At 46.2% G+C, this 14,876-nt stretch carries 13 protein-coding genes and 2 tRNA genes; 10 read left to right on the top strand and 5 right to left on the bottom strand.

The window, feature by feature from the left end:
* Positions 1–42 precede the first annotated feature (42 nt).
* Both srmB and FIU99_RS13620 read right to left on the bottom strand, forming a co-directional pair.
* Positions 43–1,275 carry an ATP-dependent RNA helicase SrmB gene (gene srmB / locus FIU99_RS13625; RefSeq protein ID WP_006958062.1) on the bottom strand — a complete coding sequence of 411 codons (1,233 nt, stop codon included), beginning with the start codon at positions 1,273–1,275 and terminating at the stop codon, positions 43–45.
* A 90-nt stretch (positions 1,276–1,365) separates the two neighbouring features.
* Positions 1,366–2,085, bottom strand: a complete 720-nt coding sequence (locus FIU99_RS13620; protein WP_006958061.1) for a tRNA1(Val) (adenine(37)-N6)-methyltransferase — start codon at positions 2,083–2,085, stop codon at positions 1,366–1,368.
* Between the two features lie 305 nt (positions 2,086–2,390).
* Here FIU99_RS13620 and brnQ point away from each other — a divergent pair, with 305 nt between their 5' ends.
* From brnQ to lysS, 3 genes are all read left to right on the top strand, one after another.
* Complete coding sequence (gene brnQ, locus FIU99_RS13615; protein WP_006958060.1) at positions 2,391–3,704, top strand: branched-chain amino acid transport system II carrier protein; 1,314 nt, start codon at positions 2,391–2,393, stop codon at positions 3,702–3,704.
* Between the two features lie 161 nt (positions 3,705–3,865).
* Positions 3,866–4,964 (top strand): peptide chain release factor 2 gene (gene prfB, locus FIU99_RS13610; protein WP_152472314.1). Its coding sequence is split into 2 segments (ribosomal slippage): positions 3,866–3,940 and positions 3,942–4,964, totalling 1,098 coding nucleotides; the frame shifts between segments, so codons are not numbered across the junction.
* Between the two features lie 50 nt (positions 4,965–5,014).
* Complete coding sequence (gene lysS, locus FIU99_RS13605; protein WP_006958058.1) at positions 5,015–6,532, top strand: lysine--tRNA ligase; 1,518 nt, start codon at positions 5,015–5,017, stop codon at positions 6,530–6,532.
* A gap of 70 nt (positions 6,533–6,602) precedes the next feature.
* Here lysS and FIU99_RS13600 read toward each other — a convergent pair whose 3' ends face one another.
* The 3 genes from FIU99_RS13600 to FIU99_RS13590 form a co-directional block, all read right to left on the bottom strand.
* The gene (locus FIU99_RS13600) at positions 6,603–7,481 is read right to left on the bottom strand and encodes a U32 family peptidase (protein WP_006958057.1); all 879 of its coding nucleotides are present in this window, start codon (positions 7,479–7,481) and stop codon (positions 6,603–6,605) included.
* A 20-nt stretch (positions 7,482–7,501) separates the two neighbouring features.
* Positions 7,502–8,515, bottom strand: coding sequence for a peptidase U32 family protein (locus tag FIU99_RS13595; RefSeq protein ID WP_006958056.1), 1,014 nt, complete (start codon positions 8,513–8,515; stop codon positions 7,502–7,504).
* 127 nt (positions 8,516–8,642) lie between these two features.
* Entirely contained in the window at positions 8,643–10,682 is a 2,040-nt protein-coding gene (locus FIU99_RS13590) for a bifunctional diguanylate cyclase/phosphodiesterase (protein ID WP_039951267.1), read from the bottom strand.
* A gap of 198 nt (positions 10,683–10,880) precedes the next feature.
* Between FIU99_RS13590 and FIU99_RS13585 the strand changes: the two genes are divergently transcribed.
* From FIU99_RS13585 to nusA, 7 genes are all read left to right on the top strand, one after another.
* The gene (locus FIU99_RS13585; protein ID WP_039951266.1) at positions 10,881–11,408 is read left to right on the top strand and encodes an SCP2 domain-containing protein; all 528 of its coding nucleotides are present in this window, start codon (positions 10,881–10,883) and stop codon (positions 11,406–11,408) included.
* Positions 11,392–11,895, top strand: a complete 504-nt coding sequence (locus tag FIU99_RS13580; RefSeq protein WP_006958053.1) for a GNAT family N-acetyltransferase — start codon at positions 11,392–11,394, stop codon at positions 11,893–11,895. Before FIU99_RS13585 ends, FIU99_RS13580 begins: the two co-directional genes overlap by 17 nt.
* Positions 11,896–12,118: 223 nt before the next feature.
* Positions 12,119–12,454, top strand: coding sequence for a preprotein translocase subunit SecG (gene secG / locus FIU99_RS13575; RefSeq protein ID WP_006958051.1), 336 nt, complete (start codon positions 12,119–12,121; stop codon positions 12,452–12,454).
* Positions 12,455–12,469: 15 nt separating this feature from the next.
* Positions 12,470–12,553 (top strand) — tRNA-Leu (locus FIU99_RS13570).
* Positions 12,554–12,608: 55 nt separating this feature from the next.
* Positions 12,609–12,685, top strand: a tRNA-Met gene (locus FIU99_RS13565).
* A 211-nt stretch (positions 12,686–12,896) separates the two neighbouring features.
* Positions 12,897–13,352 carry a ribosome maturation factor RimP gene (gene rimP, locus FIU99_RS13560; RefSeq protein ID WP_006958050.1) on the top strand — a complete coding sequence of 152 codons (456 nt, stop codon included), beginning with the start codon at positions 12,897–12,899 and terminating at the stop codon, positions 13,350–13,352.
* Positions 13,353–13,376: 24 nt separating this feature from the next.
* Complete coding sequence (nusA, locus tag FIU99_RS13555; RefSeq protein ID WP_006958049.1) at positions 13,377–14,864, top strand: transcription termination factor NusA; 1,488 nt, start codon at positions 13,377–13,379, stop codon at positions 14,862–14,864.
* Positions 14,865–14,876: the final 12 nt, after the last annotated feature.

Here is a 14,876-nt window from a genome sequence, read left to right as displayed (position 1 = left end):
TTGATGCTCTCACATCAACCCTTTCAAATTGCTAGCTTGTTACTACTTTTTCTTCTTCGCGACTTTCTTTTTGCCTTTAGAAGTAGTTTTTTTCTTGTCGTCTTTTTTCTTCTTCTTAAACACTGGCTTTTTGTGTTTCGGACGAAGCTCTTTAATAAAGCGCTCTTTGATCTCTTCTTTTACATAGCGAGCTACGCGATCCATCATGGTTTGGTCATGGGCTTCAACTAAAGAGATCGCATTACCTTTTTTACCTGCGCGAGCGGTACGGCCGATACGGTGGAGGTACACGTCTGCACTGCGTGGCATGTCGTAGTTAATGACATGGCTGACATCTGGCAAGTCGATACCACGGGCTGCGACGTCTGTTGCCAGAAGTACGTTTACGGTACCGTCACGAAAACGCGCAATGGCATTATTACGACGATCTTGCGGCATTTCGCCCTGAATCCAAGCACACGGAATTTGCGCTTTTTCCAGTTCAACGCGCAGCTCAGCTAATCGTTCACGAGTTTTCAGGAATACAATAGAACGTTCAGCTTGGTCGTTGATGATCGTTTTCAATAGCGCCAGCTTATGCGCCATATCATCGGCACGGTGATACCACTGGGCAATTTTCTTGCGCTCGCGGCGAGATGGCTCAGCGTCGATCTCCGCAGGTTCTTTAAGCAGATCTGCGGTAAATCCTTCCACGCCTTTGCCTTCTAGCGTTGCAGAGAAGAGCAAGGTTTGTTTACGCCAGCGGCATTCAGAAGAAAGGCGATCAACTGTCGGGCCAAAGCCCATGTCGAGCATGCGATCCGCTTCATCAAGGATCAGCCATTCAATGGCACGGCAGTCAAAACGTTCCGCTTCGATGTATTCCATCAAACGACCAGGCGTTGCAACAACGATATCTTGTGTCTTAGCGAGAATATCGGCGTGTTCTTGATACTGCACACCACCAGTGATGGTGAAGATGTTCAGATTAGTGTTTTTTGCGAGAGCACGAGCTTGATCGGCGACTTGCATTGCCAACTCGCGAGTAGGAGTCAGGATCAGTACACGAGCAGGTCCCGGCTTACGACGCGGGAAGTCCTGCAAGTATTGTAGAGCTGGCAGAACAAAAGCAGCGGTTTTGCCTGTACCAGTTGGCGCAGAAGCGAGAATGTCCCTGCCGTCCAAAGCTTGTGGAATTGCTTCGGCCTGGATCTGGGTTGGGCGGGTATAACCCATTTCTTCGATTGCAACGAGCAGGTTTTCATCTAGCTCTAGTTCAGCAAAATTTTTGATCACTCTGGTGTCTCCACAAGCTGGTAAGTGAGAACGATAAATTTAAGGGGACGTATTATAGAGGGTTCGGTGATAAGGATCACACCTTAATTTCTACATCTTTAAATAAAACGCTTTAGTTAATGCGACGAACTCATCGCTGTAGCCATTATCCTTTTGAATTATCAACTTTTCTATCTTGGTGTTTGATGCGTGTTGGCTAAGCTGAATCAGCAAGCGGCTAACGGGTTTCTTGTCTGTTGGCTGTACTTCACATAAACCAGCTAGGTGCCAACCAAGTGTTTCTGCCAAGGAAATAAACATACGCCCTTCTGCTTCAGGAAGAACAAACCAAGCTTGGCCGTCAGTGCTCAGTAACTTAAAACAGCGTTCAAGCAAAGCTTCATGGCTCAAGGTTAAGGTATGCCTTGCGGTAGCTCGTTGCTGATTTTGAGCGTGCTCCCCTGAATTGAAATAAGGTGGATTACACACAATAGCGTCATAGCTTGTTTCGAATGGAAAGCTGAGTACGTCGCCTTCCAGTAGTGACAGCCGGGAAGACCAAGGAGAAGAGGTGAAGTTTTCTTTCGAGGCCTGCAACGCGTGCTGATCAATGTCGATCGCGTCGATGACACAGTCAGGGTTTCGCTGTGCACACATTAGAGCTAACAACCCCGTGCCTGTTCCAATATCTAAAAGAGTATTCGCTTGTTTAATGTCGCACCACGCACCGAGTAAGACGCCATCGGTGCTGACAGGCATACCCGAGTAACCACCAGCAATTTTAAACTGCTTGAATGAAAAGTCTTTTGTCTTGGATTGGATGTTTTTCATTTTATTCTGTACGTGGTTATTAATTGAGTGATTAAGTCTGTTGTTTGATCTTTGTATGGTCTTTTGTTCTATTTATGTTGCATTTGTTTGATTTATTGATCCGGATATTAAACTGATTAATTCTATTGTTATAGTTGATATCACTGGTTTTTGATTGAAAATATAAATTTATATGGTGTTTTTTGCCCTAGGGTTGCGGTTGGGTGTGTGTTTCGTCATTATTCGCCTCCAAATTTATAGATTGGGTAGCCAACTCGGACTGCTCAGCATGCACAACATCAATCAAAATAATTAAAGGGTCTCTTGTGAATCAGACTTTAAAATTAACAGATATTATCGCGGTAGGCTTTATGCTTTTCGCTTTCTTCTTAGGTGCGGGTAACATTATTTTCCCACCACTAGCAGGACAGCTTGCAGGTGAGAATCTTGTACCTGCGATGACAGGTTTTCTTCTAACGGCGGTAGGCCTCCCTCTTATTACTATCGTTGCTATCGCCGTTGCCGGTGGTTCTTGGGATCATCTCACCAAAGATTTGCCTAAACGTGTGGCGATGACCATAGCGGTACTGATCTTTATCATTATCGGTCCTGCATTTGCCGCGCCGCGCACAGGTTTAGTGGCTTACGAAATGGCGGTGAAGCCGTTTTTTGTTGATGCGGCTCAATCGCACCTGACGATTTTTTCAATCTTGTTCTTTGCTGTGGCCATGTCTTTTGCTTGGTCACAAGGCAAGCTGATTGATGTGATCGGTAAAGTACTGACTCCAGTACTTTTCTTAGGCTTGATTGTGCTTGCTGTCGCTGTATTTATCGACCCTCAAGGTGAAATGATCGCAGCACAAGGTGAATACCTGACACACCCACTGCAAAAAGGTTTCCTTGAAGGTTATAACACCATGGATACCTTTGCCTCGCTGATGTTCGGTGGGCTTATCGTCGATGCACTTCGTCAAAAAGGCATTTCTGATCAAAAAGCGACCGCAAAATACCTGATCAGAGCCGCATGTGTTGCTGCTGCTGGTTTGGCTTTCGTTTACGTCTCTCTATTCTACCTAGGTGCAACTAGTGCGGCAGTGGCTGCTGGCGCAGACAATGGTGGTGTGATTCTTAGCGTGTACGTTCAATCTCTGTTCGGCCCGTATGGTCAAATTGTATTGTCAGTGATTGTGCTTCTTGCGTGTTTAACGACGGCTATCGGTATTATCTCAGCGTGTTCTGATTACTTTAGCTCACTGACTCCAGTGTCTTACAAAACTTGGGTTGTTGTTAACGGTGTGGCGTGTGCCGTGGTCGCGAATGTTGGTCTTTCTCAACTGATTGCTTTGTCTGTTCCTGTGCTATTCGCGCTATACCCAGTGGCTATCGCTTTGGTTGCACTGACATTTATTCGCAAGATGCTACCAAACCCACAAGTGGCTTACCGTGTTGTTATCCTTGTGTCACTGCTGTTTGCTCTGATTGATGCAGCAAAAGTAGCGGGTGTGGATGTGTCTGCGCTGAATATGCTACCGCTGTTCGATATTGGCATGGGTTGGTTGCTACCAACAATTGCTGCCATGATCTGCATGTTTTTCATTGGAAAATCAGCTCAATCGGAGCTAGCAGAAGAAGCGGCTTAAGCTGAAACGCTCAATAGATAAAAATCCCCTGTCATGCCTCGTGTGACAGGGGATTTTTCGTTGAATCGTCGGCAGGTTGCAGTGCAAAAAATTCCTGTATCTTCGTCACACTTTTCAGTACAATTCTTCGGTTAAATTCTACTCATAAATGTTGAGCAAACATGTTTGAAATCAATCCTATTAAAAACCGCCTTAAGGACGTGTCTGAGCGCACTAATGTCCTGAGGGGGTACCTTTGACTATGACGATAAGCAAGAGCGTCTAGAAGAAGTCAACGCAGAACTAGAACAACCGGATGTGTGGAACGAACCTGAGCGTGCGCAAGCGCTAGGCAAAGAGCGTTCTGCCCTAGAAGCGGTTGTGGAAACGATTGACCAACTTGAGCAAGGTGTGGAAGACGTTGATGGTCTTCTAGAGCTTGCGGTTGAAGAAGAAGATCAAGAAACCTTCGATGAAATTGAGCCAGAGCTTGCTGAGCTTGAAGCTAAGCTAGAAAAGCTCGAATTCCGTCGTATGTTCTCTGGCGACCATGATGCATCTGACTGCTACATTGATCTGCAGTCAGGCTCTGGTGGTACAGAAGCACAAGACTGGACATCGATGATGCTACGCATGTACTTACGTTGGGCTGAAGCAAAAGGCTTTAAGACGGAAGTGATCGAAGTCTCTGAAGGTGAAGTTGCTGGTCTTAAAGGTGCAACGGTTAAGATCTCCGGTGAGTACGCTTATGGTTGGCTACGTACGGAAACAGGTGTTCATCGCTTGGTTCGTAAATCGCCATTCGATTCAAGTGGCCGTCGTCATACATCGTTTGCTTCTGCGTTTATCTACCCAGAGATTGATGACAACATCGACATCGACATTAATCCTTCTGATCTGCGTATTGACGTATACCGTGCATCTGGTGCGGGTGGTCAGCACGTTAACACCACGGAATCGGCGGTACGTATTACGCACGTTCCAACCAACACTGTGGTTCAGTGTCAGAATGATCGTTCTCAGCATAAGAACAAAGATCAGGCGATGAAACAGCTTCGTGCGAAGCTATTTGAATTAGAGATTCAAAAGCAAAATGCAGAGAAGCAAGCCAATGAAGACGCTAAGTCGGACATCGGGTGGGGTAGCCAGATTCGTTCATATGTACTGGATGACTCACGCATCAAAGATCTGCGTACTAGCGTTGAAAACCGCAACACTCAAGCGGTTCTTGACGGCGACCTAGACAAATTTATCGAAGCTAGCCTGAAATCAGGCCTGTAAGCTTTTCACCGAAAAACTATTTTCATAAAGAAAGACAGGATACATCAAAAATGACTGATGCTGTTCAAAACGACAATGTACAAGAAGAGAATAAGCTGATTGCTGAGCGCCGCGCTAAACTGGATCATATCCGTCAGAGTTGCAAAGCAAATGGCCACCCAAATGACTTCCGTCGTGAGCACCTAGCTGGCGATCTTCAAGCGGAATTCGGTGAAAAGACGAAAGAAGAGCTAGAAGAGCTAAACCATGTTGTGGCTATCGCGGGCCGTGTTATGGCTAAGCGTGGTCCTTTCCTAGCGATTCAAGAAACCTCTGGCCGTATCCAAGCATACGCTGCAAAAGATGTTCAAAAAGAGCTGAAAGAGAAGTACCAAGGCCTAGATATCGGTGACATCATCGGTGTGAAAGGTGCGCTTCACAAGTCAGGTAAAGGCGACCTTTACGTGAATATGGAGTCTTACGAGCTGCTAACGAAAGCACTTCGTCCACTTCCAGAGAAATTCCACGGTCTAACTGACCAAGAGATGCGTTACCGTCAGCGTTACGTTGACCTGATTGTCAACCAAGACTCGCGTGAAGCGTTCATCATCCGTTCTAAGCTGGTATCGGCAATCCGTAACTTCATGAGCTCAAAAGGCTACCTAGAAGTGGAAACGCCAATGATGCACGTGATCCCAGGTGGTGCAACGGCTCGCCCATTCATCACTCACCATAACGCACTAGACATCGATATGTACCTACGTGTTGCTCCAGAGCTTTATCTGAAGCGTCTAGTAGTCGGTGGTTTTGATCGCGTATTCGAGATCAACCGTAACTTCCGTAACGAAGGTCTTTCTCCTCGTCACAACCCAGAATTCACTATGATGGAATTCTACCAAGCGTACTCTGACTACAAAGACCTAATGGATCTGACTGAAGAGATGCTAAGCACAGTTGCGATGGACGTTCTTGGTTCAACGTCTATGCCTTACGGTGACGAGACGGTTGAATTTGGTGGTAAGTACGCTCGCATGAGCATGTTTGAAGCAATCAAGCACTACAACCCAGAGCACGCTGAGATCCAAGCGCTAACAGAACAAGACCTTACTAACCGTGACAAGATGGTTGCTATCGCAAAATCGGTACACGTGGAAGTAGAAACGTTCTGGACATGCGGTCAGCTTCTAGAAGAGATCTTTGGTGAGACTGCTGAACCTCAACTAATCCAACCAACGTTCATCACTGGTTACCCAGCGGATATTTCTCCTCTTGCTCGTCGCAGCGATGACAACCCATTCTTCACAGACCGCTTCGAGTTCTTCATCGGTGGCCGTGAAGTGGCGAATGGCTTCTCAGAGCTTAACGACGCAGAAGACCAAGACGCGCGCTTTAAAGCTCAGGTTGATGCGAAAGACGCTGGTGATGACGAAGCTATGTACTACGATGCGGACTATATCACAGCACTTGAGCACGGCTTACCGCCAACGGCAGGTCAAGGTATCGGTATCGATCGTCTAGCGATGCTGTTTACTAACACGCACACAATCCGTGACGTGATTCTGTTCCCAGCGATGCGTCCACAAGCTTAATTGCTAGTGTAAAAACAGCGAAAAGGCCGATATCACTGAGGTGATATCGACCTTTTTTATGACGTAAAGATCAGAGGTTTTTTACTTCCAGCCCTGCGAGTTGATGCCAGTAACCGTTACATTGATGGCTATCAATTTTCATCGGGCTTTGCCCAGATTCGTTAGCCCGAAAATGGTTTAACTCTGAGAGGGTCTCGATGCCAAGTGGGCTGAGGCGAACGACATCGACCAGTTCTTTCATATTTGGTAAATCATTGATCAGGTTGTAGCAATATCCTGATTGAGTCTGAATGCCGTTGAGGTTAAACACTTGCTGACCTTCCTGACTGCTGACCTTTATGCCTGTTGGGTATTTGATACAGCAAGTTTCGCAATCGTCTTTAGCTCGATTTTCTGCACGTGCGGTGAAGCAGCGAGCAGAGTAGGCCAGTGGCAAATAGCCGTGACTGAATACCTCGACTTCAAATTTACCTTTAATACCAATTTCATCACATTGGTTAAGTACATTACCTAACCATTCTCTAGATAGCTCGACTGGCATACACCAACGCGTCATACCCTGTTTAAGAAATAATTTCAGCGTGTGTGCGTTGTAGGTATTCACCGCAGGGCCGACGACAAACGGAACCTTGTGTTCAGAGGCTAGCTGAATGGCAGAGACATCGTTGGCTTCGATAGCGAATTCGCCATTATCAATGTACTTCTTCATGATGTTGACTTCACTAGGCGCTTCAAGCAGCGCCATGGTAGACAGAACCACTTGCTTGCCAGATCGGTTGAGCGATCTAGCAATATCCATCCAATGTGCAGGTTTCATTTCTCGGCGTTTGGAACAAACGCTCTCGCCAAGATAAATGATGTCGGCGGAGCTGGATGCAGCCTGCAGATAAAACTCTTCAACATCTTGCTTAGGCCAGAAGTAAAGCAGGGGACCAAGGGCATATTTCATCGTGTTTTCCTTTCTATACTTTACTGCCATTTACGGTGGTAAGCACCTAGGGTTGTCTGAGTACCTTCTGAGACGTTAGCCAGCGCAGCATCCCAGGCCGCTTCAACTTGATAAGCTTCAGGATTGGCTAAATAGCGGTCGATAGCTGCACGCCAGGTACGGGTCACTTGCTCGACATAGGCGGGGCTTCGTTGACGGCCTTCGATTTTTACAGAAGCTACATTCGCAGCAAACAAGTCTGGCAACATAGAGAGTGTGTTGAGGCTGGTGGGCTCTTCCAATGCATGGTAAGCCTGAGTATGCTGGTCTAACTCTGCCGTGAATCGGCCCTTACATAAAGTGGGGTAGCCGGCGTTTTCTCCGTCACTGTAGCGATCAATCAGAATGTTATTGAGCCGAGATTCCAGCCCTTTGTCTGTCTCCTGCCAACGAACAAATTTTGCAGGCGAGCAGGCGCCAACGGTATTGGGAGACTCGCCCGTCATATATGAAGAAAGGTAACAGCGGCCCTCAGACATAATGCACAAGCTGCCGAAGGCGAACACTTCCAGGTCAACATCTTGCGGGATGTTGCGTGACAGTTGTTTGACCTGATGGATAGACAGCACACGCGGCAGCACCACACGCTTAACATTGAAATTTCGTTTATAGAAGTCGATCGCTGCGACATTGGTCGCCGATGCTTGAACCGACAAATGCAGTTCGAGCTCAGGGTATTTGTTGGCGGCGTAATCCAGTACGGCGATATCAGCGATAATTAACGCATCAATGCCACTTTGGGCGGCGCGATCGACGGCGTCAGTCCAGCGTTCAAACCCATCCGGATGAGCGAAGGTATTCAACGCGACGTGAATTTTTTTCTTATGGTCATGGACGTACTGAACCGCTTTGTCCAGTTTTTTACCAGTGAAGTTAAGACCTGCGAAATGGCGCGCATTGGTATCGTCTTTGAAGCCGATATACACAGCGTCAGCACCGCAGTCGATGGCTGTTTTGAGGGCAGGTAAGTTACCTGCAGGGCAGAGGAGTTCCATTGCGCCTTCCAATCTGTCTTTGCGAAAAATTGCTCCGCATTTTATGAAGGAATATGAACGGCAAGTTTGATGTAAGGCAGGTTTAGGTAAGTTTCTGAGTCAAATACTCATTTAGAGTGAGTTGAGATCAGTTTTTATGGCGACGATGCTGAGCGAAGAGCTCTTCGACTTCTTGCTTTGGTTGCGGACGATAGAAATGGAAACCCTGAATCGAATTACAATTGAGGTTAGAGAGCAGAGTAGCTTGTTGCTGGGTTTCGACCCCTTCTGCAACAACCGTTAGGTTAAGCGATTTCCCCAGATTAATGATGTTTTCGATTACCGTTACCTGTTTTGGTAGCGTATCGATGTCATTGATAAACGCGCGGTCAATTTTAAGCTCATCTATTGGGAAGCGGGCAAGATACGAAAGTGATGAGTAACCGGTACCAAAGTCGTCAATCGATAAAGCAAAGCCAAGCTTTTTAATGGCGTTGAGCATTTGTAAGGTGTGCTCACTGTCGCTCATCACGGCGCTTTCGGTCAGCTCAAACGTGATGCAGTTAGGATCAAGCTCTGTAGTACGCAGTAGCTTCTCCATATAATCGATCAGTTTTGGATTGCCAAATTGTTCTGGCGAAAGGTTGATCGCGACGCGTCCCGGCAGAATACCTTGAAGTTTCCAGCGTTTAACCGTGCTGAATACTTCTCGCATAACGACTCGACCCAGATGTTCAATTAAACCTGCTCGTTCGGCGACAGGGATAAAAGCGCCCGGGCTAATGTAACCTTCCACAGGGTGCTTCCAGCGGATAAGGGCTTCGGCGCCATTAATGCTGAAATCACGAGCGTTGACCTTAGGCTGGTACCAGACTTCCAAGCCATTCTGTTGTAAGGCTTTTTGCAGCTCAATTTCCAGCCATAAACGCATACGCGCTTCTTTGTTCATCTGATCATTGAACTTAATCAGGCGATTACGACCTCGGTCTTTGGCTTCGTACATCGCGGTGTCGGCATTTTGCAGCAGAATCCGTGCGTCGTTGCCATCTCCCGGATACGTCACACTGCCGATAGAGCACGCTAAGCGTTTGCTGAAATGGTGCAGATCAAATGGCTGGTTAATGAGTGAGATGATGCGCTCAGCAAGAATCTCCGCCATTCGATTGTTTTCTGGTTCCGGCAATATCAGGCCAAATTCATCGCCTCCTAAATGCCCTACTACCGCATGTTGCGGTAAAAGACGCTTAAGACGAGATGACACTTCTTTAATCACTTTATCACCAATATGGTGACCTAAAGAGTCGTTGATGTTCTTGAAATTATCGATATCGAGGTAGAGCAGTAACAGTGGTGTTTCATTGTGAATGAACTGCTCTAGACGTTTGGTAAAACCAAAACGATTGTAGAGGCCAGTTAAAGAATCAATGTGTGCATCTTCTAACGGCTTGTTACTCAAGTGTTTTGGAGTTTCATCGGCATCTTGAATCAGCACCAATTGAGTATTGCAGCCCAGTACCATCGCGTCATCAGCGTGGAGCTGAACACGGCGCTCGAAGCCACATCTTGGGCCAGTCAGACAGGTCAAAGGTGCTTTCGCCAGTGAACTGCTGAGCGATTTACTGAAAACTGTCTTGGTTTTCTCATCGACAAATAGGCGGGAAAGTTCTTCACCTAACAAATCACTGTTATCTTCAAAACCGAGCAAACGCACTGCCGCAGGGTTGGCAGATATGATGCAATCCTCTTCGACCAGTAGCAGGCCATCAGGCAACAAAGTGGTGAGTGTTGAGAACTTACCTTCTGATTCTTCTAAAGAACGAACCAGAATATGTTTTTCTGATGTGTCGACCGCATGAAAGGCAACGTATTCAATTTTTTTGTCGATTTCGATGGGGGCTAAGCTGAAATGCAGACTGGTTTCGAGGTCAATTTCGTTCAGCGTGATTTCTGCTTCGAGGGATTCTCCGTTGAAGGCACGCTCATAGTAGGGCTTGAGTTGGTTATAGAAATGCTTACCTAAGGTTTGCGTATCGCTCATACCGATCAGTTCTTGGTTGGATAGGCCTGCGATATCGCAATAGCGACCATTAACCATGGCATAGTTATGCTGGCTATCCAAAATGGCGAAAAAAAACGGGCTGTTCGCCGTTATCTTCGTGAACCAATGCTGTAGTTGTTGCGAAAGCATCAAGGGTATTACCGACTCTCCAAAGAGCAATACGAGTCACAGAGCTGTGAATAGAAGCGATACCAATAACTATAACTGTGATTGCCGCTAGATTAAAGGGCTAGCGGTATCAGACTAATTTTTTGATACACAACAGGAATCGCTCCATCATCATCCATTATGATGAGTATCCTATTTACAAAGTAACGGATAACGCTCGTGATTAACAAGATTCGCACCCAGCTAGTTGAAAATGCCGCATCAATTTTGCGATCTCCAGTCCACTTATTACCTAAAAGTGTACAAAAAAAAGTCTTATTAGAGGGGCTAAAAAGCGTTTTTAGAGAGTCTCTTGAGGATGGTGATTTTGAATTTCTAGAAGGTAAGTGGCTGAAAATTGAGATAAAAGATATGCAGCTAAGTTGGTATGTTAGTTACCAAGATAGCCAGTTGATGGTTGCGGATTCAGCCGTTAAAGAAGACGTTGCTTTTCGAGGCAATCTCAATGATCTGGTTTTGATTGCTGGGCGAAAAGAAGATCCTGATACTTTGTTCTTCCAGCGCCGCTTGTCTATAGAAGGAGATACGGAGCTGGGGTTAGAGATAAAGAACCTGATGGACAGTGTCGATTTAGAGCAGCTGCCGAAACCGTTGCAAACACTATTAAATGAACTAGCCGATTTTGTGCAGAAAGGGTTACAATCGCCACTCGCACAAAGTGAGGTTATCAATGCTTATTCGAACTGAAGCTCCGGCTGACATTCTTGCCGTCGACAGGCTACTGAAGTCTGCTTTTGAAACAGAAACTGAAGCAGATTTAGTGATGAGGCTAAGAGAGAACGGACGTAGAACCTTATCATTGGTTGCCTGTAATGATGAAGGAGAATTGGTTGGGCACGTCATGTTCAGTCCGGTTACATTAAATGGTGAAGACTTAAACTGGCAGTGCTTGGCTCCACTCGCCATAAAAGCAGACTACCGCCGACAAGGTTTGGCGGCAGAGTTAGTTAAAGAGGGGCTGGAATCGCTAAAAGAGTTTGGCTACCCAGCTTGTGTGGTACTGGGTGAACCTGAGTATTATTCTCGCTTTGGCTTTGAAGCGAGTGAAAAGTACAGCTTTTGTTGTCAGTGGGAAGCGTCTGCTGGTGCATTTCAAGTGTTAGCACTGGCAGAGAATGAGTTTACCGATCGCAGTGGCCGAATTGAATTCAGCCCTGAGTTTTCAGCGTTTTAGACAAAATGTACTGGCAAGTAAAAAGAAAAGTATGACTTTTGTCCTTTTTTTGACCGCTTAGCCATCAAGTCGTCTTTTTTTGAAAAATTCTACTTGTCAGCGTAATAACCTTTCGCTAGTATTGCTCGGCCTTCGATAAGGAGGTCGCTAGCCTTGTTCAAAAACATCAAGAATGAGTTTTCGAGCGGCGCTGGCTCAACAATTTGGAACATAGGTGGAAATCATGTTTACAGTTCTACTTGTGATTTACCTGTTGGCAGCGGTTGGTGTAATCGGCCTAGTGCTGATTCAACAAGGTAAAGGCGCAGATATGGGAGCCTCATTCGGTGCAGGCGCATCAAACACAGTGTTTGGCGCAAGCGGCTCAGGTAATTTCCTAACCCGAATGACTGCAATTTTTGCAACAGTATTTTTCATCCTTAGCTTAGTGCTAGGTAACATGTCGACTCATAAAACTGAATCTCAGTGGGTTGACCCGACTCAAGGTCAAGTTATCCAGCAAGCTGATGATGCTGCGAGTGAAGTTCCAGCCCCAACAGGCGACGAAATTCCTCAATAAGCTAAAGATTTAGCTGCCGAGATGGTGAAATTGGTAGACACGCTAGCATGAGGTGCTAGTGCCTTAGGTGTGAGGGTTCGAGTCCCTCTCTCGGCACCATTGTTTACAAACTTGTAAAACACCTTGGAGAGCGTATAATGCTCGACAAGTCGGACGCGGGGTGGAGCAGCTTGGTAGCTCGTCGGGCTCATAACCCGAAGGTCGTCGGTTCAAATCCGGCCCCCGCAACCAATCCTTTACTGGATGTGGACAAGTTTGCACAGTCGCAATAGCAACTGTGAGTTAAGCAAACTTTGATTGCTTAACACATCAGGGTCCAGCATCAAAAAACCCCGACTTTCGGGGTTTTTTGTTATCTGAATTTCTGCATTGCAGAAGTTCGGACATTGCTTGGAATTTAAATTGGGCTCTGAGCCCTTTTTTTGTTTCTGGAGTGGTTTAAATGACTGGTTTAGAAAGACAACTTACTGAAATGCTTGAAGCGCCAGTAGCAGCATCAGGTTATGAGTTAGTTGGATTAGAATTTATTCGCGCAGGCGAACATTCAACGCTACGTATCTTTATTGACCATGAAAATGGCATCTCTGTGGATGACTGTGCAGAAGTTAGCCGTCAGGTTAGTGCAGTAATGGACGTTGAAGATCCAATCACCGTGGCTTACAACCTAGAAGTGTCTTCTCCAGGTTTAGAAAGACCACTTTTCAAAGCAGCACACTATGAACAATTTATTGGTCACGAGGTAAGCATCGTTTTGAAAATGGCTGTTGGTAACCGTCGTAAGTGGAAAGGTGTTATCCACGCAATCGAAGGTGAAACAGTAACAGTTACTGTGGACGGCAACGCAGAAGAGTTTGCTCTAAGCAACATTTCAAAAGCTAACCTGATCCCTAAATTTTAATTAAGGTCTTAGAGGCTATTTAAAATGAGTAAAGAAATTTTAGCGGTAGCAGAAGCGGTATCGAACGAAAAAGGGGTACCTCGTGAGCGCATCTTTGAAGCCCTAGAGATTGCTCTAGCTACATCTACAAAGAAGAAACACGAAATCGAAATCGATGTTCGTGTTGAAATTGACCGTAAAACGGGTGAGTTCGATACTTTCCGTCGTTGGTTAGTAGTTGAAGAAGTAGAAAGCCCAACAAAAGAAATCTCTCTTGAAGCTGCACAGTTTGATGATGAGACGATTGAGATTGGTGACTACGTAGAAGATGAAATCGAATCAGTAACGTTTGACCGTATTACTACGCAAACAGCGAAGCAGGTTATCGTACAGAAAGTTCGTGAAGCTGAACGTGCACAGATCGTTGAGCAGTTCATCGACAATGAAGGTGAGCTAGTTACTGGTGTGGTTAAGAAAGTTAACCGCGAAACTATAGTACTTGATCTAGGTAACAACGCTGAAGCGGTAATCCTACGTGATGACCAGCTTCCTCGTGAAAACCACCGCCCGGGTGACCGTGTTCGTGGCCTTCTGTACCGCGTAGCACCAGAAGCGCGTGGTTTCCAACTATTCATCACACGTTCTAAGCCAGAAATGCTGGCGGAGCTATTCCGTGTTGAAGTACCGGAAATTGCAGAAGAGATCATAGAACTGAAAGGTGCGGCTCGTGATCCTGGTTCTCGTGCGAAGATTGCTGTGAAGACTAACGACAAGCGTATCGACCCAGTGGGTGCGTGTGTTGGTATGCGTGGTGCACGTGTACAGGCAGTCTCTGGCGAGCTTGGCGGTGAGCGTATTGATATCGTGCTTTGGGATGATAACCCAGCTCAGTTTGTTATCAATGCAATGGCGCCAGCAGATGTGGCTTCTATCATCGTTGATGAAGATGCTCACGCAATGGATATCGCGGTTGAAGCCGATAACCTAGCGCAAGCTATTGGCCGTAACGGTCAAAACGTACGTCTAGCTTCTCAACTAACAGGTTGGGAACTGAACGTAATGACGGTTGAAGATCTGCAGAAGAAACACGCAGAAGAGTCTCAAGCGTCAATTGAAAACTTCATGAAGTACCTAGATATCGAAGAAGATTTTGCTCAGCTGTTAGTTGAAGAAGGTTTCTCTTCTCTTGAAGAGGTAGCTTACGTACCAGTAAACGAACTGCTTGAAGTCGATGGTCTGGACGAAGATCTTGTCGAAGAACTACGTAATCGTGCAAAAGATGCCCTAACTACACTGGCTCTGGCTCAGGAAGAATCTTTTGAAGGCTTAGAGCCTGCAGAAGACCTACTTGCTCTAGAAGGCCTAGAGCGTGAAATGGCATTTAAACTGGCAGCGAAAGGTGTAGCAACACTGGAAGATTTAGCTGACCAGGGTATCGATGATCTCGAAGGTATTGAAGGTCTAACCGAAGAGTATGCGGGTGAGCTAATCATGGCAGCACGTAACATCTGTTGGTTCGGCGAAGACGCATAAATTTCAGCAAGG

It is taken from the genome of Vibrio sp. THAF64, assembly GCF_009363455.1.
GTDB lineage: Bacteria > Pseudomonadota > Gammaproteobacteria > Enterobacterales > Vibrionaceae > Vibrio > Vibrio coralliilyticus.
This window is presented reverse-complemented; position numbering and strand designations above follow the sequence as displayed.